The sequence below is a fragment of the Pseudomonas sp. DTU12.3 genome (assembly GCF_004124275.1).
In the GTDB taxonomy this organism is placed as follows: Bacteria; Pseudomonadota; Gammaproteobacteria; order Pseudomonadales; family Pseudomonadaceae; genus Aquipseudomonas; species Aquipseudomonas helmanticensis.
The window spans coordinates 256,179-278,195 of the sequence record NZ_CP027218.1 but is presented as its reverse complement, the minus strand read 5'-3'; the positions used below and the strand labels follow the sequence as shown (position 1 = coordinate 278,195).

Here is a 22,017-nt window from a genome sequence, read left to right as displayed (position 1 = left end):
GATCGCAGCCTGCGGCAGCTCCTACATTTGGAACGCAATCCCCTGTAGGAGCTGCCGCAGGCTGCGATCTTTTGATCTTCAACCCCGCTTACGATGCAAACGCCAGCCGATCAGGACCAGCAACACCAGACCCAACCCGCCCGCACTCAGCCACAACACCTGATCATCACTGATCAACGGCTTCTCGATCCGCAAATACCCCGGTTGCAGCAGCAACTCACGCATGGCCTTGTTCGCCGCCGCCAGCGTCACCCCTTGCAGCTCGCGCGCGGGGTTGGCAAAGCGGCCATCTTCGTAATCGCCCAGCGCACTCCAGTAATAATCGGCCATCGCGCTGTTGCCCTGCACCGCCCACGCCTGATGGGCGATCGCCGCCTGTTTGATCCGCGCGAAGGTGTCGGCATCGAGGCCGTTTTTCAGCAGATCAGCCTTGAGGTCTTCGAGTACCTGAATGGCTTCGTCGACATCATCGCGATCCAGATCGGCATTCAGGCTCATGAAGCCGACGCCACCAAACACTTCGCGCTCGGCCCACGGCCCGTACGACAAGCCGTGATTGAGGCGGATCTGCCGGTACAGCGCCCAGTCGAGGTAATCCTTGAGGATGTCGAAGGTCTCGTCGTACTGATCGTCCAGCACCGGTTCCGGCACCAGCCAGTGCAGCTTGGCGCTGTCGCCGATAAAACCACGGGTGAGGGTGCGCTCATGCGCAGCGCTGGTGCGGATGTCCGGTAGCGGCCGGTGTTCGCTCGGATCAACCGCCTGCAACGCGCCCCAGGTGCGCTCCAGATAAGCCGGCAGCAATTTGTCGAGTTCACCGACGACGATCAGCGTCATGTTGTTCGGCGCGTACCAGGCCTTGCGCACCTTCTCCAGTTGTTCCTGAGTCAGGTGACCGACCTCGGCGCGCTGCGGGCATTTCAGGCCCAGTTCGACGGCGAGCTGATTGCTTGCGGTGTGGCCAAGATCCTGACGGTCGAGAAAGCGTTGCAGACGCGTGTAGTGGCCGCCGTCCTCGCGCTCGACCACACGTTTGGCGGCGTTGATGGCGTTGTCGTCGATGCGCGTTTGCGTGAGCAGATCGAGCAGCAGGTCGAGCACCTTGCGCTGATTTTTCGCCGGGGCTTCGATGACGAACGTGGTGTCGGCGTTGCTGGTGAACGCATTCCAGTCGCCACCCAGCGCCTGCATGCGTTCCTCCAGGCCACCTTCGCCAGTGGCGTCGATGCCGCTGAACAGCAGATGTTCGAGCAGGTGCGGCAGCTCTTTGTCATTGCAGTCGAAATCATCGAGGCCGACGCCAACCACCAGTCGGATAGCCACATGCCCACGCTCGGTGCCGGGCTTGAGCAGCAACTGCAAACCGTTGGGCAGCGCATAGCCTTCGACCTGAAAGCGATCCAGGGCAAAGGCGGGCAGGGAACCGAGCAACAGACAGGCGAACAACAGGCAACGCATAACAGGCTTCCATACGGCTGATTTGGAGATCCGTGTCGTCAGTCAAATGGCCTTCGCGAGCAAGTCGAATCGTCGCACCGTCGCTCCCACAGGGGGAATGCATTCCAAATGTGGGAGCGGGCTTGCTCGCGAAGGCGTCCTTGAGGCTGAACTCTGTGTTACTGACTGACCCTAGCCCCAGACGTTCAAGGCGAATGCGTAATGTCGGCAATATCATCCGACTCCAGCGCTCCGGTGTCCGCCGTCTCCAGCACCACATAGGCACTGCCGCAGAACAGTGAATTCAAGCGTTTCATGTCGGCAATCAACTCCAGGTGCAGCGAACTGGTTTCAATACTCTGCACGATCTTGCGTTGCAAACGGCTGACATGCGCATGGGCCAAACGACGCTCCTGCGCGCGAAAACGGCGTTTTTCGCGCAGCAACTGCCGGGCACTTTCGCGGTCGCCGCTGAGAAACACCGACAAGCCCAAGCGCAAGTTGGCAATCAGTTGCTGCTGCAAACCGGCCAGGTCTTCCAGACCTTCCTCGGAAAACGAGCGGCGCTGCGAAGTCTTCTGCTGCTGAATCTTGCGCAGCATGCGTTCGATCAGGTCGGCGGCCAGTTTCAGGTTGATCGCCAGTTCGATGATCTCGGCCCAGCGCCGGCTGTCCTGCTCGCCAAGATCCTCGCGGGGCATCTGCGCCAGGTACAGTTTGATCGCGCTGTACAGCGCTTCGACGTCGTCGGTGAGCCGGCGCATTTCCTGGGTGACAGCGGTCTGCTTGCCGCGCAACACATCGAGCGTGGCGTCGAGCATGTTGTCGAGCAGATCGCCCATGCGCAGGGTTTCCCGCGCGGCGTTGGCCAAGGCCAGGCTCGGCGTCACCAGTGCGGTGGCGTCGAGGTGACGCGGTTTGGCGGTGCCGTTGACCTCCGGCCGCTCCGGCAGCAACCACGCGCAGAGACGCGCCATCGGCCCGACGCTCGGCAGCAGAATCAGGCAACGCGCAGTGTTGTAGAGCAGGTGGAAGCCGATGACCATTTCCTGCGGGCTGAAATCGAGACCATCAATCCAGTGCACCAGCGGGTCGAGCACCGGGATGATCAGCAGCAGGCCGATCAGTTTGTACAACAGGCTGCCCAGCGCCACTTGCCGGCCGGCGGCGTTCTGCATGCTGGTGCTCATGAACGCCAGCACGCCGCTGCCGATGTTGGCACCGATCACCAGACCGATCGCCACCGGCAGACTGATCACACTGGCGCCCGCGAGGGTCGCGGTGAGCAGCACGGCGGCGAGGCTGGAATAGGAAATCATCGCGAACAACGCGCCCACGAGGGCGTCGAGAAGGATGTCGCCGGTCAGCGAGGCAAAAATCACCTTCACCCCTTGGGCGTGAGTGATCGGCGCGGCGGCTTCAACGATCAATTGCAGCGCGAGAATGATCAGCCCCAATCCGATGGCCACGCGGCCCATCTGCCCAAGGCGCGTCTGTTTGCGCGACAGAAAGAAAATCACCCCGAGGAAGATCAGCAGCGGCGACAGCCACGACAAGTCGAATGTCAGCACCCGCGCCATCAGCGCGGTACCGACGTCGGCGCCAAGCATGGTCGCCAGCGCCGGGGTCAGCGCCATCAGGCCCTGGCCGACGAATGAAGTGACGAGCATGGCCGTGGCGTTGCTGCTTTGCACCATCGCGGTGACGACGATGCCAGCCACGAACGCGAGCCAGCGCTTGGACATGTTCTGGCCAATCACATGGCGCAGATTGGTGCCGTACACCCTGAGGATGCCGGTTCGAACGATGTGCGTGCCCCAGATCAGCAGGGCGACGGCGGAAAGCAGATTGAGCAGGGTGAGCATGCAGACCCCCTGTAATAGCAGTGCCCCAGAGGGGCAAGTGGACGGTACCGCGCGGTTTCTACGTTTTTGATACTTAAGCTGTAGTCGGCTAACGGTCTGGGCGCCAGCATTGCACAGCTAAAGTGTGGATTGAAACAAAAGTGTCATGAAAAGCACTTCATCCATCCCCTTCCACAATCACCGCAAATCCCTATGGGAGCTGGCTTGCCAGCGATGAGGGCGGCACTACCAACATTGATGTTGCCTGACACGCCGCCATCGCTGGCAAGCCAGCTCCCACAGGGTTTGCGGGTGCGGCTGAATCAATCGCTGAAATGATCCCTGCTCAGGCCTACGTCAATTAAATACCTGGCCGTATCCACATTCCGCTCATCGCAACGCGCATAGCACTTGATGTGCATCAACAGGCTGTATTTGTGCGGAACCAGCAGAATGACCCCATCCGCCTGATCAAAAAGCTTCGCTTGTAGCTGTCGCTTTTCATCATCGCTTTGCACTTTGATCCAATCATTGCCCTCAACGGGTTCAGGAATCCAGAGGGCATCCCTGAACATCAATTGCAGATCATTCAAAAGCTTCACCGTCTGATCGAAGGGAAGCGTTTCAACCATTGGAGACGTGGTTATGCCGTCTACTTTCCCTCTGGTGTAGCCCACCGCCCCGTAGATGGTTTTGGGCAAAGTGAAGCCATGTTCAGGGTCATCAAAAGTGATCACGACCGGACTGCTAATCCAGGTTGAGTCGACCTTGGGCGGGTCACTTGGGTCCATGGCTGTTTTCTGCTCAACAGGAAAACTGGAGTCTTTGACGACCTCGGCATATGGCTTGCCGATGCGAACGACCAGAACACCCATCGGATAGTGGAAAGACGTCAGGCATACATACAGCGCGAAAAACGCTGCTGTGCGCCAGTATCGACTGCGCCACTTGTACCGATTACTCATGCTCCGCTTCGATCCCGACCCACACTGACATCAATCAGATATTTCGCCGTCGTCGGATCTTGCTTGTCACAGCTTGCGTAGCATTTGATCAAGAGCAGCAAGCTGTACTTTCCCGGTACGTACAAATCAATGCCAACTGCTTGATCAAATAGTTTCGCCCGTAGCCGCTCACGCTCCGGAACGGAGTCAAGATTGAACCAGTCGTTTTTTTCCAGAGGCTCAAGCTTCCATCCTCGCGATTTGAGGTTGCTTTGAGTAACAACCAATCGATCCAGAGCTTCTGCGAACGGCAAAGTTTCTATCATCGGCGAGGTCGTCAGTGTCGAGACTTTCTGGCTTGCATACGTCACAGCGCCGAATACAGTCGGGGGAAGTTTGAAGCCATTAACAGGATCATCAAACTCAATGATGGTCGGGCTGCTAATCCATGTAGAGCCAGGACGCGCGGGATCCTTCGGGTCATTAGGATCACCAGGATAGATCGCCGTTTTATCCTCGACCGGGAAGGTTGAATCCTTAATGACCAGTTCGTAGGGTTTTCCGATATGAACGGATAGGGTCTTGGCGCCCAATGGCCACGCCATAACACCAACCAGCAAAATCGTAGCGGCGCCCATCGACACCCAATGCTTACCTGCCAAGGTCGTTGATTTCCTACGAGACGATGTAAAACGATCAATCACTGAAATGATCTTCACCAAAACCTACATCAATCAAATATTTCGCCGTCTCCGGATTCCGCTCATCGCACCGTGCATAGCACTTGATGTGGAGGAACAGGCTGTATTTGTTTGGGATCAACAGAATGACACCGTCCATTTGATCAAAAAGCTTGGCCTGAAGACGCACCTTGTCTTCTTGGGTTTGAGTCTTTAGCCAATCATTCCCTTCAACAGCTTCTGGCGACCAACCTGCCTTTTTGAACATCTGCTGCAGCTCTCCCAGCAGATTCACTGCTTGCTCGAACGGCAACGTCTCCAGCATTGGTGACGTAGAAAGAGTGATGGCTTTGAAGTCAGACCAGCCAATCGCACCGAATTTTGTGACGGGCAACGTGAACCCATGTTGTTCGTCATCGAAAGTGATGATCACTGGGCTACTGATCCAAGTCGAACTTGGGTGAGGTGGATCACTTGGGTAAACAGCCGTTTTCCATGTCACAGGAAACGTCGAGTCTTGCACAACGCTTTCGTAAGGCTTGCCGATGTGAACGACCAGAAAATCCAGCGGATAGTGAAAAGACGTCAGGCCGATGTACAGCAGGAAAAGTGCCGGCCATCGCCCATAGCAGCGCCATTCCGTGATGCGAGACATCACCTGTTGTAGTTATCCGAACCAATACTGACATCGATCAAATACCTTGCGGTGTCTGGATCGCGCTCGTCGCAGCGAACGTAGCATTTGAGGTTTAGCGCCAGGGTGTATTTGTGAGGGATCTGTAGCAGCACGATGACGACCTGATCGAACAGCTTGCTTTGCAGCGCACTTCTTTCGCCATCACTTGGTACTTGCACCCAAGCATGTTTATCGGCGTCACGCGGCGCCCATCCTGCTGCTTTCAGCATGAGCTGAAGCCTCTCCAAAAGAGGCACCAGCTCTTCAAACGGTAGGGTTTCAAGCATCGGTGAAGTAGTCACGGTTGCTACTTTGCTGTTCCGGTATGTCACTGCACCGAACTTGGTAGGTGGCAAGGTGAAGCCATGAATAGGATCGTCAAATTGAACGACAACGGGATCGCTGATCCAGGTCGAACTAGGATGCGGGGGGGGACCCGGATAAATGGCTGTCTTCGAGTCGACGGCAAAAGTTGAATCTTTTACGACCTGCTCGTATGGCTTGCCTACATGGACGCTGAGCACATCCATGCTTCTATTCAAATTGACGGCATAAGCAGTTACTGCGATGACGCCTACCAGTAGGGCCAAGATGTACTTTTTGAAAGTCATTATTTGACACCGCCACCGACTGAAATCTCTTTAATTGATTGCTCGAGCTGGGACCGAGTAGCCGGGTCTTTAAGCAAAAGATTAAATTGCGTCGCGGCTCGAAGCACAAACGCCATACGTTGATCTTTGTCCGCAAGATTAGCTAGCGGGTTGCGCCCAAACGTTACCTGCTGATTGCCTGGTGCTTTGCATTGGCTAGCGAGAGTTAGCTGAATCTGTTCAGAAATACCGGTGAATAATCCGGTCACCACGGATACAACGTCACCCGCTTGGGTGCCCTGCATCAGCAGCGCAAAATGAGTCACGTCATACATTGCGGGCTGCAGGATATTCAGTCGCTCATGAGCAGCCATGAGCTCCACGCTTGCAGCAATATCCCCAGCTTCGATTGCCTTGAACGTTTCGGAAACTTCAGTGCGGTACATCCCGAATTCGACTTTATCCGCAATCGGCCAAAGCACTTCATTTTTTAAGCTGTTTCTATCAGCAAGGCACCTTTCCAGCTCCTGCTGGCCGCGCACCATAAAAAATCGGTGCAAAGGATAAACATCTAGAAAAAGAGCCGTGTTCCCAAGCGCCAGCATTTCGTGAACGTATTGCAACTCCTCTTGAAGTAAAGCAATCGCATCGCCAGACAAAGGATCACTCGCCAAAGGAACCGGGTTCTGTTGCTTGGCCTCATCCCACTGCCGCCACAGCTCAGGGTCAGAGCGCAATCTGTTCACCACTATGCGCTCATACAAATCCTTGGGTTGGCTGTCTTTAAGGGTTCGGTAAGCCTTCTTTTCCGCTTCGATTCGCTGGTCGAGAGTGGCCGCATGCACGAGCCCACACCCCACCTACTTCGAAGCAAACGCCGCCAACCCCGCCCACTGAAAGCGGTTATCCGCCAGCCACAGCTGCGCGTAGGCAGCGTTGATTTTGCGGTTGCGGGCCTGGGGGTCGGCGATGAGGACGCCGCCGGGGGCGACCCAGTCTTCGGCTTCTTTCTGGAAGCGGCGCCACAGGCAGTTGCAGGTCAGTAGCGGGACTTCGACGCGGGTTTTCGGGTTGGGGCCGGCGGTGTTGGTTTCGCGTTTGCAGGTGCTGTCCCAGAGTTTTTTCATATCCAGGTCGTCTGGAGCGATGCATTGTCCGGTCATGGTTCTTCCTTGAAGGTCAGGCTGTCCAGCGCACGATAGCCAGGTCCGGCTGGCGCGTGGCGACGCTTTGGGTCATGCCTTTTTCGTTGGTCTGGCCTTTGACGATGCGACCTTCGGCGGTTTCGATTTCGTAGCCTTGTGCGGCGATGGGTTCGCCGTTGCCGGCGCTGACGGCTTTGAATTCAATCAGCGGCTGGCCAACGATCGGCATCGGCGGAATGAACGGCGCGGGCGTGTGCGAGCTGCCGATGATGACGTCACCGGAGCCGCCGACCACGACGCCGCCATGGCTGGCGGTGCTATCGAGGGTCATGGCGTTTTTGCCGTTGATGAACACTGTGGCAGAGAACGCGCCATTGAGGGCTTGGCCGCAGGTGCAGGTGTCGCCCAGTCGGGCGGCGGCGAGGCCGTTGAAGAAGACGTCGCCGGAACCGCTGGCAATCGGGTTGGTGCCGTGGCCGGGAATGGGGCAGGTGGTCGGGTCGGTGACGCGAGCGGCGGGTTTTCCAGACATGAACACTCCTTGTTTGTCGTTTGAGGCGAGCGGGGAAGCTAACGAGCGGAACGGGGTGCGTCAACCTTTGAATCCGGTTTCAAAGGGGTGCGATGTGCCACTGTTGGAGCGCTGAAAACCCTGTGGGAGCTGGCTTGCCAGCGATGACGGCGGCACTGCCGACATTGATGTTGGCTGACACTCCGCTATCGCTGACAAGCCAGCTCCCACAGGTTTTTGTGGTGATGTTTTGGAGGGTGTTAAACGCGGATTGGGCAGGGTGTTTATGCACATGCGGTGTTACGTCCGCAAGGCTACAAAACCTTGCGCCGTTGCCTACGGCTACGCCAGAATCCGCCGGCTTGTGCGCCTTGGGGCGGGGCTCTATCGTTGGCTGGCCACTGCTTATCAGTGGTCGGGTTTAGTCGCCCGTCTGTTCCACGACGTACAAATCTCTGTCAATCAGGTTATCTATTCCTGCACTTGATGGTGGCTGTGCGCAGGGCGCTTTCGGGCGCGCCGATTTCGTGGCTCATCGGTCGACTAACCTGCGTACAGCTGCCTCCCATTCGTTTAGTCGCGAGCGGTTTGCAGCCTCACTCTTCAAAGAGGTTAGAGCCAATGACAAAGATCACGCCAGATCCCCCGGACATCGATCCGGCACCGCACGACCCCGCCGTCGAAGCACTGCGCATGAAAGAAGCCGCCGACCGCGCCCTCGACTTCTATCTCTGCCCCGGTCTCAAACAAGACCCCGGCGCACCACGCAAACCCAGCAGCATTTTTTTCATCGATCCCGCCGTGGATAACGAAACCCTGTTGGTGCATGCATGCGAATCACTGGCGTCGGCGAGCATCATGGCCAGTGATCTGGCCGGATTCATCGACGGGCCGCAGCGCAATTCGTTGCTGGGGATTGCGCAGGTAATCATGCTGGGTGAGCTGGCCGTCAACCGCGTCCTCGACAACCTCGTTCCGCCTGCCTGAACGCAGAAACAAATGTAGGAGTGAGCCTGCTCGCGATGCGGCCGTCAGCTTCAACATTGATGTTGACTGAGAAACCGCAATCGCGAGCAGGCTCACTCCTACAGGTCTTTTGGCTGACCCAGGTTATTCAGTGCACCTGAACAAATGTGGGAGCGGGCTTGCTCGCGAATGCGGTGGGTTAGCCAACATTTCTGTCGACTGACACGACGCTTTCGCGAGCAAGCCCGCTCCCACAGGGGTGTTGCGTTGTTAGCGGACTATCGGGTTACTGGCCCGGCACGTCCTTGCGCAGTTTCACCGGGTCTTGCTGTTTCTTCTTGCGGGCCATCGCGCCGCGCAGTTTGATGTTGATCGCCTCGACCGCCAGCGAGAAGCCCATGGCGAAGTAGACGTAGCCTTTCGGCACATGCACGTCGAACGACTCGGCAATCAGCACGGTACCGACCACCAGCAGGAACGACAGCGCGAGCATTTTCAGCGACGGGTGCTTGTCGATGAACTCGCTGATCTTGCCCGATGCCAGCATCATCACCAGCACTGCCACGACAATCGCCGCGACCATCACTGGCACGTGGGAAACCATGCCGACAGCGGTGATCACCGAATCCAGCGAGAAGACGATGTCGATGATCGCGATCTGGATGATCGTGTAGAGGAAGTTGCCGCCCTTGCCGCCGGGGGTGTCATCGCTTTCGTCTTCACCTTCCAGTGCGTGGTACATCTCTTGCGAGCTCTTCCACAGCAGGAACAGACCACCGAAGAACAGGATCAGGTCGCGGCCGGAAATGCCCTGGCCGAACACTTCGAACAGGTCGGCGGTGAGGCGCATGACCCAAGTGATCGACAGCAGCAACAGGATGCGGGTGATCATGGCCAGGCCAAGACCGAAGATCCGGGTGCGCTGCTGCATGTGTTTGGGCATGCGGCTGACCAGGATCGAAATCATGATGATGTTATCGATGCCGAGGACGATTTCCAGGGCGGTCAGGGTGAAGAAGGCAACCCAGATTTCGGGGTTGGTCAGCCATTCCATGTGTATTCCTTTGAGCGTGTGTTAAACCAAGACGCCAGCAAGCAGCTGGCGTGTTGGTGAGTTGATGCCGTTACAAAGTGCTGAACAGCGGGAAAGTCCCCAACAGCAATGCAGCCACCAGTATGCACAGGCAGACCAGTACTGCCCACTTCAGGGTGAAACGTTGATGGTCACCGAACTCGATACCGGCCAGCGCCACCAGCAGGTACGTCGACGGCACCAGCGGGCTGAGCAAGTGGACGGGCTGACCGACGATCGAGGCACGCGCCATTTCCACTGCGGTGATGCCGTAATGGCTGGCCGCTTCGGACAATACCGGCAACACACCGTAGTAAAACGCGTCGTTCGACATGAAGAATGTGAACGGCATGCTCACCAGCGCCGTGATCACCGCCAGGTACGGGCCGAGGAAGTCCGGAATCACTGCCAACAGGCTTTTCGACATGGCGTCGACCATGCCGGTTCCGGAGAGGATACCGGTGAAGATACCCGCCGCGAAAATCAGACTGACCACCGACAGCACGCTGCCAGCGTGGGCCGCGACCCGATCCTTCTGCATTTGCAGGCACGGGTAGTTGACGATCATCGCGATACTGAACGCGACCATGAACAGCACCGGCAGCGGCAGCAGGCCGGCGATCAGCGTGCACATCAGCGCCAGGGTCAGCAGGCCGTTGAACCAGATCAGTTTCGGACGGCGGGCATCCGGGAATTGCGACACGCTGATTTCGCTGTGATCGATCTCGTCGCCGATCAGGTGCAATTCACCCAGGCGTGCACGTTCACGTTTGCCGTAGAAGTAGGCAATGATCAGGATCGCCACTACACCGGCGGCCATCGCTGGAATCATCGGTACGAAAATGTCCGAAGGATCGACATGCAGCGCACTCGCCGCACGCGCGGTCGGGCCACCCCACGGGGTCATGTTCATCACGCCACCGGCGAGAATGATCAGGCCGGCCATGATTCGCGGGCTCATGCCGATGCGGCTGTACAGCGGCAGCATCGCGGCCACGCAGATCATATAAGTGGTCGCGCCGTCACCATCGAGGGAGACGACGAGCGCCAGTACGGCGGTACCGACCGAAACTTTCAGCGGGTCGCCCTTGACCAGTTTGAGGATCTTGCGCACGGCCGGGTCGAACAGGCCGGAGTCGATCATCAGGGCGAAATAGAGAATGGCGAACATCAGCATCACGCCGGTCGGCGCGAGCTTGGTGATGCCCTCGAGCATCATCGGGCCGATCTTCGGTGCGAAACCACCGAACAGCGCGAACAGAATCGGGATGATGATCAGAGCGATCAGCGCGGACAGGCGCTTGGTCATGATCAAAAACATGAACGTGATGACCATGGCGAAGCCAAGGAAAGTCAGCATGGGAATACTCCAGGCGTAGCGCGGCTAGTTGAGTGAGCGGATCGGGTGGGATCAGCGCAGAACGCGAAGCACGAGGCGTACGGGTGGAGTTGAAGCGGGGAGGCGGGCTACAGAGGACATCAGAATCACCATTGTTGTTGTTAATTGGGCCGTTCGTGCGTGGTATCACACGCGTTGGCCAACCGGTCTGTTGCCGGAAGTGGAGGCGATCCTAATCGCGGAAGCTTTCAGCTACCTTTCGCTGAAGAAAGCTTTGAATGAACGGTTAACCGGCCGTCGGATACGGCTAGAGTCAATAAACCCGGGAAGGAGGCTGTGGCCATGAGCCAATTGCACAGCGGCGGCTGTCATTGCGGACACATTCGTTATCAGTTCAGCGGGGCGTTGCAGGACATCGCCCACTGCCATTGTTCGATCTGCCGCAAGGTCAGCGGCGGAATAGTCACGACCTGGATCAGCGTGGCGGCAGCGAATTTCCAATGGCTGGCGGGGGCGCCTTCGCGCTATGACTCGTCCAGCAGCTGCGCGCGATTCTTCTGCCCGAATTGCGGCGCGCAACTGGCGTTGCTGACAATGCTCAGCCCCGAGAGCATCGACGTGACCATCGCCACCCTTGATCACCCGGAGCGGGCGCCGGCTGAACGACACATCTGGACCGACAGCCAATTACCTTGGCTGCACCTGGATGAGCATCTGCCGGGCGAAGCCGAAGAAACGCTGTGATTAAAAAATAGACAGGTCCAGCGGCCGCATCGCGCCCATCCAGATCGCGTGCTCGGTATGGTCGAGCAAGTCATCGCCGGTGTCCGGGTGCAGGAACACCACCAGGCCTTTGCGGTTCAGCGCCAGCCATGGCAACACCTCGCCAATCAGCTCGGGGCCGAAGGCCAATTGGCAGCTCCAGTCCGGGTGTGGGCCGACCGGGCGTTCGTGGACGCGGCCCATCTTCAACGGGAATAACTGCGCAGCTTGATCACATAACGCGCGCGCCTGACTGATGGTGACGGCGTCGAAATAGACGTGGGCGTGGTAGCCCTTGATCACTTGCATTGGAAAGCCTCAATCGGTTCGAACCCTCGGCGTTGCCCGTATGTCACACGCCATACAAGGGATAACAAAAGGGATCAGCCATGAAAAATGCCGAAACCCCTACGGTGAAAGTGGTGCTCTATGGTGCCATGGCCAGCCTGGGCGGTGCGTTGATGGCTGAATTGCTGCGCCGCCAGCATGAAGTCATCGCCATTCTCGACGATCTGACCGCGCTTGCGCCGCGTCCGGGTTTGCGTACCAAAAGCGGCGATCTGTTCGATGTCGAGCGAGTCAATCAAAGCGTAGCGGGGAGTTCGGCGGTGATTTGCCTGCTGGATGCGCCGGGTTTGCCGTTCAGCAGTGACCACGTGGAAAGATCTGTGGTGCTGGGGCCGGTGGAACAGGTGCTGGCTGTCGATGCGCTGGTCGATGGCCTGCAACTGGCCAACGTCTCGCGACTGTTTCTGGTGGGCGATTTTGCCGTACTCGACGAGCCGGATCTGGATGATCGCCTGCAACGTCACGCTGCCGAGGAAATCCGCGAAGCCGTGCAAAGCAGCCCGCTGCGCTGGACGCTGGTGAATGCCCCGCACGGCGTGGCTGGACTGACCATCGAGCATTTCAGTCAGGTCGGCGGCAACCTGGAACCGGGTCTGGCCGAACCGCTGGAACGCCTGAATCGCGTGGCGGTCGGCATTGCCGATGAGCTGCGGCTGAATCTGCATGTGGGCGAACACGTAAATTTCATCGCCGCCACAGATCCCTCGTAGGAGCTGCCGCAGGCTGCGATCTCTTGCCCCTCAAACCGCAATCGAAGGCAACGCCAACCCGGCCAACGATTCGGCGCTGTTCGCCTGCTCCACCATCAACCAATCGACAAACTGCTGAATCAACGCCCCACGTCGTTTGCGCTGCGGCAACACCACGTAATACCCCAACCGCGACAGCGTTGTTTCAGCAATCGGCCGACACAACAAACCCTGAGTCAGCAAGTTATCCACAAGGTGGCGCCAACCGATCGCCACCCCCTGCCCGCCAATCGCCGCCTGGATCAACAGCGTGTAATTGTCGAAGCGCAATTGCCCCGGCGCCGGCGGCGTGTTGATGCCTAACTCGCGAAACAAGCCGCTCCAGTCAAACCAGTTGCTGCTGTTTTCGCCACGCAGATGCAACAACGGCAATTCCAACAGTGCCTGAGCAGGCAAGGGCAGGGCGCGCTCATTGAGCAATTGCGGGCTGCACACCGGGAACACTTCTTCGCTGAACAGCCAATGGCTTTCGCCCTGCTTGAAACGCCCGTCGCCAAACAGGATTGCCACGTCGATATCGGTGCGCAGCATGTTGTGGTTGCGTTCGCTGGTCACCAGGCTGACATCGACATGCGGATTGGCTTCATGGAAGCGGTGCAGGCGCGGCATCAGCCAATATGCAGCGAAAGCGAAATCGGTAGCGACCTGCAGCACTTCATGTTGCTGCTGTGCACTGATTGCGCTCAATCCAGCGTCGATATTCTGCAAACCGAGGGAAACCTGCTCGAACAGGATGGCGCCGACTTCGGTCAATTCGATCCCGCGGTAGATGCGATCAAACAAGCGCGTGCCGAGTTGCTCTTCCAGGCGTTTGATCTGCTGGCTGATCGCCGGTTGCGTAGTGCCCAGCTCTACCGACGCGGCGGTAAAACTGCGATGTCGCGCCGCCGCTTCGAATGCGCGCAACAGGTCGAGCGACAGATCACCCAAGGCTTCATACATAAGCGGTGCTTATCCTAGTCATTGTCCGACGCGGGCTTTACCGGATACAGCATGGACTCCATGCTCGATCGCAGCAATGTCGCATAAATATTCACTATGGAATGCCGCGATCACATGAAGCGCAAGAATATTCTTTTCATCATGGCCGATCAGATGGCCGCGCCAATGTTGCCGTTCTACGGCCCGTCGCCGATCAAACTGCCGAATCTTTCCCGCCTCGCCGCCCAAGGCGTGGTGTTCGATGCCGCTTATTGCAACAGCCCGTTGTGCGCGCCGTCGCGATTCACCCTGGTCAGCGGCCAGTTGCCGAGCAAGATCGGCGCCTATGACAACGCTGCCGATTTCCCCGCCGATGTGCCGACTTACGCCCACTACCTGCGCCGCCTCGGCTATCGCACCGCGCTGTCGGGCAAGATGCATTTCTGCGGCCCCGATCAGTTACACGGTTACGAAGAGCGCCTGACCAGCGACATCTACCCGGCCGATTACGGCTGGGCAGTGAACTGGGATGAGCCGGACGTACGGCCGAGCTGGTATCACAACATGTCCTCGGTATTGCAGGCTGGGCCGTGCGTGCGCACCAACCAGCTCGATTTCGATGAAGAGGTGGTGTTCAAAGCGCAGCAGTATTTGTTTGATCACATCCGCGAGGATGGCGATCAGCCGTTCTGCCTGACTGTTTCAATGACGCACCCACACGACCCCTACACCATTCCCAAGGCGTTCTGGGATTTGTACGACGATGCCGATATCCCTTTGCCTACGACCCCGGATCAACACGAACTCGATCCGCACTCGCAGCGCCTGCTCAAGGTTTACGACCTGTGGGATAAACCGCTGCCTGTGGATAAGATTCGTGATGCGCGCCGGGCGTACTTCGGTGCGTGCAGCTATATAGACGCCAACGTCGGCAAACTTCTGCAAACCCTCGAAGAAACCGGGCTGATCGATGACACCATCATCGTGTTCTCCGGCGACCACGGCGACATGCTCGGCGAGAAAGGCCTCTGGTACAAAATGCACTGGTATGAAATGGCTGCCCGCGTGCCGCTGTTGATCAGTGCGCCAGGGCAGTTCGATTCAGGCCGTGTCAGTGCTGCCGTATCCACTGCCGACCTGCTGCCAACTTTCGTGGAAATGGCCGGCGGAACGCTGGAACCGGGCCTGCCATTGGATGGCCGTTCGCTGGTCTCACACCTGCAAGGGCAGGGCGGCCATGACGAAGTGTTCGGCGAATACATGGCCGAAGGCACCGTCAGCCCGTTGATGATGATCCGTCGCGGCGCCTACAAATTTATCTACAGTGAAAGCGACCCTTGCCTACTCTTCGACGTAAGCAACGATCCGCGCGAATTGGAAGAACTCAGTCAATCGCCGCAACATCGCCAGCTGTTCGACGATTTTCTCGCTCAAGCGCGGGCCAAGTGGGATATTCCGGCAATTCACCGGAAGGTCCTCGCCAGCCAGCGGCGCCGCCGTTTCGTTGCCGAGGCGTTATCCATCGGCAAGCTGAAGAGCTGGGATCACCAGCCGCTGGTGGACGCCAGTCAGCAGTACATGCGCAACCACATCGACCTAGATGATCTGGAGCGCAAAGCACGTTATCCACAACCCTGCCAAAACCAATAATGTTAAGGGGAAGTCCATGCGCAAGTTATCCACAGTAGTGACGGTCGGCCTGCTCGCGCTGAGCAGCGCCTCGGCGTTCGCCGAGCAGAGTTGCGACACGGTGAAAATGGCCGACCCGGGCTGGAGCGACATCGCCGCGACCAACGCCATCACCGGGTTTCTGCTGGACGGCATGGGCTACAAGGCCAAGATCGACACCCTCGCGGTGCCGATCACCTTTGGCGGTTTGAAGGATGGCCAGGTGGATGTGTTTCTCGGCAACTGGATGCCGGCGCAGCAGGGCTTCTACGACAAGTTCGTCGCCACCGGTGACGTCACGCAATTGGCAAAGAACCTCGACGGCACCGAATTCACCCTCGCCGTGCCGGATTACGTGTGGGACGCGGGTGTGCATAACTTCGCCGACCTGAACAAATACGCCGACAAATTCGAGCGCAAGATCTACGGCATTGGTTCGGGTGCGCCAGCGAATATCTCGCTGCAGGAAATCATCAAGAAGAACGACTTCGACATGGGCCAGTGGAAGCTGATCGAGTCCAGCGAACAGGCGATGCTCGCCGAAGTGTCGCGGGCGGTGAAGAAACAGAAATTCGTCACCTTCCTCGGCTGGACCCCGCACCCGATGAACGTGCAGTTGAAAATGCATTACCTGAAGGGCGGCGAGAAGTACTTCGGCGACACCGGCAGCGTGTTTACGCTGACGCGCAAGGGTTACGCCGAGGCCTGTCCGAATGTGGGTAAATTGCTGACCAATCTTTCGTTCACTCAGGCGATGGAGAACAGCATCATGGCCGAGGTGGTGAACAAGAAGGTCACTAATGCCGAGGCGGTGAAGGCGTGGATCAAGGCGAATCCGGCGGTGCTGGATAAGTGGCTGGACGGGGTGAAGACGGTTGACGGGAAGGATGCGTTGGCGGCGGTTAAGGCGAAGCTTTGATTGTGGGGTGGCTGGATGAGTAATCGGCTTGAGATTTTTGCCCCCTCACCCCAGCCCTCTCCCCCAAGGGGGCGAGGGGGAAGGGAGCCGATATTTGTTGGATTCAAGACCTGAGTTCGACGCTGATTTCTCAGGTCGACACATTCAGTCCAAACACCTCGGTCAGTCCCCTCTCCCTCCGGGAGAGGGCTAGGGTGAGGGCCCTTTCCCTGACACCCTGATAACCTTGAACAAAACCCCAACCGCGAGGATCCATGGCCTTCCCCAGCCGCCACTCTCTCTTCCCCTTTCTCACCTGGCTACCGCGGCAAACCCGCGCCAGCGTCGGACGGGATCTGATCGTCGGCCTCAGCGGTGCGATTCTCGCGTTACCCCAGTCGATTGCCTACGCGCTGATCGCCGGTCTGCCACCTGAGTACGGTCTGTATGCCGCGATTATCCCGGTATTGATCGCTTGCCTGTGGGGTTCATCGTGGCATCTGATTTGCGGCCCGACCGCAGCGATTTCGATTGTGCTGTACGCCAGCGTCAGCCCCTTGGCTGTGCCGGCCTCGCAGGACTACATCACGCTGATCCTGCTACTGACCTTCCTCGCCGGGGTTTTCCAGTGGCTGCTCGGTTTGCTGCGCTTCGGCGCGCTGGTGAATTTCGTCTCGCATTCGGTGGTGCTCGGTTTCACCCTTGGCGCGGCAGTGGTGATTGCTATCGGGCAATTGCCGAATCTGCTGGGCCTGGAATTGCCGGCCAAAGCCACGGCGCTGGCGAGTCTGATGGATCTGCTGCAACACCTAAGGGCTGTGGATAAACCTTCGCTGGTGCTCGGCGTGGCCACGGTGGTGGTCGGCATCGTCCTGAAACAACTGCTGCCGCGCTGGCCGACGCTGTTGATAACGTTGATCCTGGCCAGCCTGCTGGTGTGGTTGTGGCCGGCGATGTTCGGCCATGTGCATCTGGTCAGTGCGTTCGTTGGGCGTTTGCCGCCGTTCAGTGGCTTGCCGCTGGATCTGGATTTGATTTTGCGCCTGCTGCCGAGCGCCGTGGCGGTGGGCATGCTCGGGCTGGTCACCAGCCTGTCGATTGCGCGCTCGATTTCGGCGCGGTCGCAGCAATTACTCGATGCCAATCAGGAAGTGCGTGCGCAAGGTTTATCGAACATTGTCGGGGCGTTCTTTTCCGGATCGTTGTCGGCCGGATCATTTACTCGCTCAGGATTAAGTTACGAGGCGGGCGCCTGCTCGCCTCTGGCCGGGATTTTTTCAGCGATCTGGGTGGCGTTGTTTGCGATTTTCGGTGCGGGGCTGATTTCACACATTCCGATTCCGGCGATGGCGGGCAGCATTCTGCTGATTGCCTGGGGGCTGGTGGATCATCGCGGCATTCGCTCGTTGCTGCGAGTCAGCCGCGCCGAATTCGTGGTAATGGCGCTGACGTGTCTCGCGACCTTGCTGCTGGAGTTGCAGACGGCGATTTATGCCGGGGTGCTGGCGTCGCTGTTTTTCTACCTCAAGCGCACTTCGCAACCACGTGTGCAGCATTGGCGCGACGGTGAGGACGATGTTTTACGCGTCGGCGGCTCGATCTTTTTCGGCGCCAGCCATTACCTGCAAGTGCGCCTGCAGCGCATGCACGGCGCGCGGGTGGTGATCGAGGCGCAGCAGATCAACTTCATCGATTATTCGGGAGTGGAGATGCTGCATCAGGAGGCGCGGCGGTTGTTGAGCCAGAATCGCAGTTTGACCTTGCGTCGGGCGCGGCCGCAGGTGGTGGAGGAGTTGCGGAAGCTGGAGGGACCGGAGAAATGTCCGATCCGGTTTGAGGATTGAAAAGATCGCAGCCTTCGGCAGCTCCTACATTGGATCGGTGTTCACCCTGTAGGAGCTGCCGCAGGCTGCGATCTTTTGATTTTCAACCCGTCAGTTGGCGGCGTAGTTCGGCCAATACTGGCGCCGTATCAGGCCGCACACCCCGCCACAAAAAGAACGCCTCAGCGGCCTGCTCCGCCAACATCCCCAAACCATCCATCGCCACCGCCGCGCCATGCTCGCTGGCCCAGCGGCAGAACGCCGTCGGTTCCTTGCCGTACATCATGTCGTAGCACAAGGTCTTGCCTGGCTCGATCAGGCTCGGCGCAATCGGCGGTACATCGCCGGTCAGGCTCGCCGATGTAGCGTTGATGATCACGTCCACCGGCTCGCGCAGCCAGTCAAAACCACTGGCCGACACCGGCCCCAGATCGCAGAACAACTCCGCCAGCAACTCAGCCTTGTCGACCGTGCGATTGGCGACGATCACCGATGCCGGTTTCTCCGCCAGCAATGGCTCCAGCGCCCCACGCACCGCGCCGCCAGCGCCGAGCAGCAGGATGCGTTTGCCGCTCAGGCTGAACCCGGCGTTCACCGTCAGGTCACGCACCAGCCCGGCGCCATCGGTGTTATCGCCGAGCAGCGAACCGTCGGCCAGTTTGCTCAAGGTGTTCACCGCGCCGGCGCGCTCTGCGCGAGCAGTCAGGCTGTCGGCCAGACGGTAGGCGTCTTCCTTGAACGGCACGGTCACGTTGGCGCCGCGACCGTCTACGAAAAACGCCTTGGCGCAGCCGGAGAAGTCGTCCAGCGGCGCCAGCAAGGTGCTGTAGTCGAGCTGCTGTGCGGTCTGCTCGGCGAACAACTTGTGAATCATCGGCGATTTGCTGTGGCCGATCGGGTTACCGAAAACGACGTAACGATCCATCAGTAATCCTCAGGCCTGGGCCAGCCAGTCGCGGTCTTGCAGGAAGTACTCGGTCAGGCGCGCCTCTTCACTGCCAGGCGCAGCCTTCCAGTCGTAGCCCCAACGCACTTGCGGCGGCAGCGACATCAGAATCGATTCGGTACGCCCGCCCGATTGCAGGCCGAACAGCGTGCCTCGGTCGTAAACCAGATTGAATTCGACGTAGCGGCCACGGCGGAATTCCTGGAATTCACGCTGTTGGGCGGTGAAGGCATCGTTTTTCCGGCGCTGCACGATCGGCAGATAGGCATCGATGTAGGCGTCGCCAATGGCGCGCATGAAGGCGAAGCTGGTGTCGAAGTCCCACTCGTTCAAATCATCGAAGAACAGCCCGCCGATACCGCGCGGTTCGTGGCGATGCTTGATGTGGAAGTAGGTGTCGCACCAGGCTTTGTAGCGCGGGTAAATGTCCGGCCCGAATGGCGCGCAAGCCTGTTGAGCAACGCGATGCCAATGGATGCAGTCTTCTTCGTTGCCGTAATACGGGGTCAGGTCGAAGCCACCACCGAACCACCAGACCGGCTCTTCACCTTCCTTCTCGGCGATGAAAAAGCGCACGTTGGCGTGGGACGTCGGCACATGCGGGTTGTGCGGGTGAATCACCAGCGACACACCGAGGGCTTCAAAACCGCGACCGGCCAATTCCGGGCGATGGGCGCTGGCCGACGGTGGCAGACCGTTGCCGTAGACGTGGGAAAAGTTGACGCCGCCCTTTTCGATCAGCGTGCCGTTCTCGATCACGCGGGTGCGACCGCCACCGCCCGCCGGCCGGGTCCAGGCGTCTTCGACGAAGCGCGTGCCACCGTCTTCGGTTTCGAGTGCAGCGCAGATACGGTCTTGCAGGTCGAGCAGATAGGCCTTTACGGCGTCGGTGCGGGTCGTCATGGCTTCACCTTGAATCGGGCGGCGCCCCGCAGGCGGGCGACGCAAATGGGCGCGTAGCATACCACCGCAGACTGGCGCGCCGCAGTTGACGAAGATCAAGCATGGGAGTTGGATAGGGGGTTCACGACAGACCCAAGGAGAGCAGGCAGATGGCAAAGCGTATCCAGTTCCGCGCCCACGGCGGCCCCGAAGTGCTCGAATTTGTTGACTACGAACCCGCCGCGCCCGGCCCCAATCAAGTGCGCGTGGCGAACAAGGCGATCGGCCTGAATTTCATCGACACCTATTTCCGCAGCGGTCTGTACGCGCCGCCAGCCTTGCCGTCCGGTCTCGGTGCGGAAGGTGCAGGCGTGGTTGACGCGGTCGGCAGCGGCGTCACCCGCTTCAAGGTCGGCGATCGCGTGGCCTATGGCAGTGGCCCATTGGGGGCTTACAGCGAGTTGCACGTGTTGCCCGAAGCCAATCTGGTGAAACTGCCGGATGAAATCAGCTTCGAAACGGCCGCCGGGGTAATGCTCAAAGGCCTGACCGTGCAATATCTGCTGCGTCAGACTTATGAACTGAAAGGTGGCGAAACCATTCTGTTCCACGCCGCCGCCGGTGGCGTTGGTTCGCTGGCCTGCCAATGGGCCAAGGCCCTGGGCGTGAAGCTGATCGGCACGGTCAGTTCGAAAGAGAAGGCCGAACTGGCCAAGGCCAATGGTGCGTGGGCGACCATTGATTACAGCCATGAGAACGTTGCCGAGCGCGTGCTGGCGCTGACCGATGGCAAGAAAGTCCCGGTGGTGTACGACGGTGTGGGCAAGGACACTTGGCTGACTTCGCTGGACAGCGTTGCACCGCGTGGTCTGGTGGTGAGCTTCGGCAATGCGTCGGGCGCGGTGGACGGGGTGAACCTGGGGATTCTTTCGGCCAAAGGCTCGCTGTATGTGACACGGCCGACATTGGCGACTTACGCCAATAACGCTGAGAATTTGCAGCGGATGGCGGATGAGCTGTTCGAGATGATCATCAGCGGCAAGATCAAGGTGGATATCAGTCAGCGCTATTCGTTGGCTGATGCTGCCAAAGCGCAAACCGAGTTGTCGGCTCGACGCACCACAGGTTCAACCATTCTGTTGCCTTGACCGGCCCCTTCGCGAGCAAGCCCGCTCCCACATTTGGAATGCATTTCAATTGTGGGAGCGGGCTTGCTCGCGAATGAGGCTACTCGGTATCAAGCCGGGCGCACGACGTTGCCCGTGGCCAGATCACGAATCAGGCTCGGATTCTTGCGTCCACCCAATTCCCCGCCCAGCACCAGATCAATCTGCCCCCGGAAATACTGCTCGACGCGCAACCGCGTGCGCGCCGCCGGGCGTCCTTGCGGGTTGGCCGAGGTCGAAATCAACGGCCCGACCATCGAACACAAATCGCGCACCTGTGGATGATCACTAACGCGCAACGCCACAGTGTCGTGCACGCCCGTCACCCACTCCGGCAACAGACCCTGGTGCGGCACCAGCCAGGTGTTCGGCCCCGGCCAGGTACTGGCCATGCGGTCGATCCATTCTTGCGGGAAGTCTTCGAACAGGAAATCGAACTGGCGAATGTTGTCGGCCACCAGAATCAGGCCCTTGTCGACCGAGCGATTCTTGATCGCCAGCAGCCGATCCACCGCCTCTTCATTCCACGGGTCGCAACCCAGCCCCCAGACGGCTTCGGTTGGATAGGCAATCACCGCCCCGGCGCGAATCTCTCGTGCGGCTTGTTGCACACGCCAACTGTTGACCATGAAAAAACTCTCCGCAAACAG

The 22,017-nt window shown here is 58.9% G+C and carries 23 protein-coding genes; 7 read left to right on the top strand and 16 right to left on the bottom strand.

The annotated features are described in order from the left end of the window. Positions 1-78: 78 nt before the first annotated feature. From C2E19_RS01270 to C2E19_RS01230, 9 genes are all read right to left on the bottom strand, one after another. Entirely contained in the window at positions 79-1,458 is a 1,380-nt protein-coding gene (locus C2E19_RS01270; protein WP_129387035.1) for a pitrilysin family protein, read from the bottom strand. 185 nt (positions 1,459-1,643) lie between these two features. Beyond that, positions 1,644-3,302, bottom strand: a complete 1,659-nt coding sequence (locus C2E19_RS01265; RefSeq protein ID WP_129387032.1) for a Na/Pi cotransporter family protein — start codon at positions 3,300-3,302, stop codon at positions 1,644-1,646. A 302-nt stretch (positions 3,303-3,604) separates the two neighbouring features. Then, positions 3,605-4,246 carry a hypothetical protein gene (locus C2E19_RS01255; protein WP_256661275.1) on the bottom strand — a complete coding sequence of 214 codons (642 nt, stop codon included), beginning with the start codon at positions 4,244-4,246 and terminating at the stop codon, positions 3,605-3,607. Beyond that, on the bottom strand, positions 4,243-4,944 hold the full coding sequence (locus tag C2E19_RS01250; RefSeq protein WP_256661274.1) for a hypothetical protein: 702 nt from the start codon (positions 4,942-4,944) through the stop codon (positions 4,243-4,245). The genes C2E19_RS01255 and C2E19_RS01250 overlap by 4 nt, the downstream gene beginning before the upstream one ends. Further along, positions 4,922-5,560 (bottom strand): hypothetical protein, encoded by a 639-nt coding sequence (locus tag C2E19_RS01245; protein ID WP_256661273.1) that lies wholly within the window; start codon positions 5,558-5,560, stop codon positions 4,922-4,924. Before C2E19_RS01245 ends, C2E19_RS01250 begins: the two co-directional genes overlap by 23 nt. Beyond that, entirely contained in the window at positions 5,560-6,192 is a 633-nt protein-coding gene (locus C2E19_RS01240; RefSeq protein ID WP_129387029.1) for a hypothetical protein, read from the bottom strand. The genes C2E19_RS01245 and C2E19_RS01240 overlap by 1 nt, the downstream gene beginning before the upstream one ends. Continuing rightward, positions 6,192-7,016: a DUF2515 family protein gene (locus C2E19_RS01235; RefSeq protein WP_305955844.1), complete on the bottom strand. Its 825-nt coding sequence runs from the start codon at positions 7,014-7,016 to the stop codon at positions 6,192-6,194. The genes C2E19_RS01240 and C2E19_RS01235 overlap by 1 nt, the downstream gene beginning before the upstream one ends. Before the next feature lie 15 nt (positions 7,017-7,031). Then, positions 7,032-7,334 (bottom strand): DUF2515 family protein, encoded by a 303-nt coding sequence (locus C2E19_RS29280; RefSeq protein ID WP_305955843.1) that lies wholly within the window; start codon positions 7,332-7,334, stop codon positions 7,032-7,034. A 16-nt stretch (positions 7,335-7,350) separates the two neighbouring features. Continuing rightward, positions 7,351-7,848, bottom strand: a complete 498-nt coding sequence (locus C2E19_RS01230) for a PAAR domain-containing protein (protein WP_129387026.1) — start codon at positions 7,846-7,848, stop codon at positions 7,351-7,353. 600 nt (positions 7,849-8,448) lie between these two features. On the opposite strand from C2E19_RS01230, the gene C2E19_RS01220 reads away from it, so the two are divergent. Beyond that, on the top strand, positions 8,449-8,814 hold the full coding sequence (locus C2E19_RS01220; protein WP_129387020.1) for a DUF6124 family protein: 366 nt from the start codon (positions 8,449-8,451) through the stop codon (positions 8,812-8,814). A gap of 265 nt (positions 8,815-9,079) precedes the next feature. Here C2E19_RS01220 and C2E19_RS01215 read toward each other — a convergent pair whose 3' ends face one another. Further along, positions 9,080-9,847, bottom strand: a complete 768-nt coding sequence (locus C2E19_RS01215; RefSeq protein ID WP_129387017.1) for a TerC family protein — start codon at positions 9,845-9,847, stop codon at positions 9,080-9,082. A gap of 70 nt (positions 9,848-9,917) precedes the next feature. Continuing rightward, positions 9,918-11,225, bottom strand: a complete 1,308-nt coding sequence (locus C2E19_RS01210) for a CitMHS family transporter (RefSeq protein WP_007954069.1) — start codon at positions 11,223-11,225, stop codon at positions 9,918-9,920. A gap of 321 nt (positions 11,226-11,546) precedes the next feature. On the opposite strand from C2E19_RS01210, the gene C2E19_RS01205 reads away from it, so the two are divergent. Beyond that, positions 11,547-11,948 carry a GFA family protein gene (locus C2E19_RS01205; RefSeq protein WP_129387014.1) on the top strand — a complete coding sequence of 134 codons (402 nt, stop codon included), beginning with the start codon at positions 11,547-11,549 and terminating at the stop codon, positions 11,946-11,948. On the opposite strand, the gene C2E19_RS01200 is transcribed toward C2E19_RS01205, so the two are convergent. After that, positions 11,949-12,275, bottom strand: a complete 327-nt coding sequence (locus tag C2E19_RS01200) for a DOPA 4,5-dioxygenase family protein (RefSeq protein WP_129387011.1) — start codon at positions 12,273-12,275, stop codon at positions 11,949-11,951. Between the two features lie 80 nt (positions 12,276-12,355). On the opposite strand from C2E19_RS01200, the gene C2E19_RS01195 reads away from it, so the two are divergent. Beyond that, complete coding sequence (locus C2E19_RS01195) at positions 12,356-13,024, top strand: NAD(P)-dependent oxidoreductase (protein ID WP_129387008.1); 669 nt, start codon at positions 12,356-12,358, stop codon at positions 13,022-13,024. A 30-nt stretch (positions 13,025-13,054) separates the two neighbouring features. On the opposite strand, the gene C2E19_RS01190 is transcribed toward C2E19_RS01195, so the two are convergent. Beyond that, positions 13,055-14,005, bottom strand: coding sequence for a LysR family transcriptional regulator (locus tag C2E19_RS01190; RefSeq protein ID WP_129387005.1), 951 nt, complete (start codon positions 14,003-14,005; stop codon positions 13,055-13,057). A 114-nt stretch (positions 14,006-14,119) separates the two neighbouring features. Here C2E19_RS01190 and betC point away from each other — a divergent pair, with 114 nt between their 5' ends. From betC to C2E19_RS01175, 3 genes are all read left to right on the top strand, one after another. Continuing rightward, positions 14,120-15,634, top strand: a complete 1,515-nt coding sequence (betC, locus tag C2E19_RS01185; RefSeq protein ID WP_129387002.1) for a choline-sulfatase — start codon at positions 14,120-14,122, stop codon at positions 15,632-15,634. 16 nt (positions 15,635-15,650) lie between these two features. Continuing rightward, a complete protein-coding gene (gene choX / locus C2E19_RS01180; protein ID WP_129386999.1) occupies positions 15,651-16,571 on the top strand; it encodes a choline ABC transporter substrate-binding protein in 921 nt (306 codons plus the stop codon). Positions 16,572-16,825: 254 nt separating this feature from the next. Continuing rightward, complete coding sequence (locus C2E19_RS01175) at positions 16,826-18,394, top strand: SulP family inorganic anion transporter (RefSeq protein WP_129386995.1); 1,569 nt, start codon at positions 16,826-16,828, stop codon at positions 18,392-18,394. Between the two features lie 82 nt (positions 18,395-18,476). Here the strand turns inward: C2E19_RS01175 and aroE are convergent, their stop codons facing one another. Together aroE and hemF are read right to left on the bottom strand one after the other, a co-directional pair. Next, a complete protein-coding gene (aroE, locus tag C2E19_RS01170; RefSeq protein ID WP_129386992.1) occupies positions 18,477-19,298 on the bottom strand; it encodes a shikimate dehydrogenase in 822 nt (273 codons plus the stop codon). A 9-nt stretch (positions 19,299-19,307) separates the two neighbouring features. Next, positions 19,308-20,222 (bottom strand): oxygen-dependent coproporphyrinogen oxidase, encoded by a 915-nt coding sequence (gene hemF, locus C2E19_RS01165; protein ID WP_129386989.1) that lies wholly within the window; start codon positions 20,220-20,222, stop codon positions 19,308-19,310. 149 nt (positions 20,223-20,371) lie between these two features. Here hemF and C2E19_RS01160 point away from each other — a divergent pair, with 149 nt between their 5' ends. Further along, positions 20,372-21,349, top strand: a complete 978-nt coding sequence (locus C2E19_RS01160) for an NADPH:quinone reductase (protein ID WP_129386986.1) — start codon at positions 20,372-20,374, stop codon at positions 21,347-21,349. A gap of 89 nt (positions 21,350-21,438) precedes the next feature. Here C2E19_RS01160 and C2E19_RS01155 read toward each other — a convergent pair whose 3' ends face one another. After that, complete coding sequence (locus C2E19_RS01155; protein ID WP_129386983.1) at positions 21,439-21,996, bottom strand: L-threonylcarbamoyladenylate synthase; 558 nt, start codon at positions 21,994-21,996, stop codon at positions 21,439-21,441. Positions 21,997-22,017: the final 21 nt, after the last annotated feature.

Excerpts from the sequence above, each read along its gene's own strand:
- C2E19_RS01240 (WP_129387029.1), bottom strand. The coding sequence starts at position 6,192 with ATGACTTTCAAAAAGTACATCTTGGCCCTACTGGTAGGCGTCATCGCA.
- C2E19_RS01270 (WP_129387035.1), bottom strand. The coding sequence starts at position 1,458 with ATGCGTTGCCTGTTGTTCGCCTGTCTGTTGCTCGGTTCCCTGCCCGCC.
- choX (WP_129386999.1), top strand. The coding sequence starts at position 15,651 with ATGCGCAAGTTATCCACAGTAGTGACGGTCGGCCTGCTCGCGCTGAGC.
- betC (WP_129387002.1), top strand. The coding sequence starts at position 14,120 with ATGAAGCGCAAGAATATTCTTTTCATCATGGCCGATCAGATGGCCGCG.
- C2E19_RS01200 (WP_129387011.1), bottom strand. The coding sequence starts at position 12,275 with ATGCAAGTGATCAAGGGCTACCACGCCCACGTCTATTTCGACGCCGTC.
- C2E19_RS01160 (WP_129386986.1), top strand. The coding sequence starts at position 20,372 with ATGGCAAAGCGTATCCAGTTCCGCGCCCACGGCGGCCCCGAAGTGCTC.
- C2E19_RS01155 (WP_129386983.1), bottom strand. The coding sequence starts at position 21,996 with ATGGTCAACAGTTGGCGTGTGCAACAAGCCGCACGAGAGATTCGCGCC.
- C2E19_RS01230 (WP_129387026.1), bottom strand. The coding sequence starts at position 7,848 with ATGTCTGGAAAACCCGCCGCTCGCGTCACCGACCCGACCACCTGCCCC.
- C2E19_RS01175 (WP_129386995.1), top strand. The coding sequence starts at position 16,826 with ATGGCCTTCCCCAGCCGCCACTCTCTCTTCCCCTTTCTCACCTGGCTA.
- C2E19_RS01255 (WP_256661275.1), bottom strand. The coding sequence starts at position 4,246 with ATGAGTAATCGGTACAAGTGGCGCAGTCGATACTGGCGCACAGCAGCG.
- C2E19_RS01220 (WP_129387020.1), top strand. The coding sequence starts at position 8,449 with ATGACAAAGATCACGCCAGATCCCCCGGACATCGATCCGGCACCGCAC.
- C2E19_RS01265 (WP_129387032.1), bottom strand. The coding sequence starts at position 3,302 with ATGCTCACCCTGCTCAATCTGCTTTCCGCCGTCGCCCTGCTGATCTGG.
- C2E19_RS01215 (WP_129387017.1), bottom strand. The coding sequence starts at position 9,847 with ATGGAATGGCTGACCAACCCCGAAATCTGGGTTGCCTTCTTCACCCTG.
- C2E19_RS29280 (WP_305955843.1), bottom strand. The coding sequence starts at position 7,334 with ATGACCGGACAATGCATCGCTCCAGACGACCTGGATATGAAAAAACTC.
- C2E19_RS01245 (WP_256661273.1), bottom strand. The coding sequence starts at position 5,560 with ATGTCTCGCATCACGGAATGGCGCTGCTATGGGCGATGGCCGGCACTT.
- C2E19_RS01210 (WP_007954069.1), bottom strand. The coding sequence starts at position 11,225 with ATGCTGACTTTCCTTGGCTTCGCCATGGTCATCACGTTCATGTTTTTG.
- C2E19_RS01190 (WP_129387005.1), bottom strand. The coding sequence starts at position 14,005 with ATGTATGAAGCCTTGGGTGATCTGTCGCTCGACCTGTTGCGCGCATTC.
- C2E19_RS01205 (WP_129387014.1), top strand. The coding sequence starts at position 11,547 with ATGAGCCAATTGCACAGCGGCGGCTGTCATTGCGGACACATTCGTTAT.
- hemF (WP_129386989.1), bottom strand. The coding sequence starts at position 20,222 with ATGACGACCCGCACCGACGCCGTAAAGGCCTATCTGCTCGACCTGCAA.
- aroE (WP_129386992.1), bottom strand. The coding sequence starts at position 19,298 with ATGGATCGTTACGTCGTTTTCGGTAACCCGATCGGCCACAGCAAATCG.
- C2E19_RS01195 (WP_129387008.1), top strand. The coding sequence starts at position 12,356 with ATGAAAAATGCCGAAACCCCTACGGTGAAAGTGGTGCTCTATGGTGCC.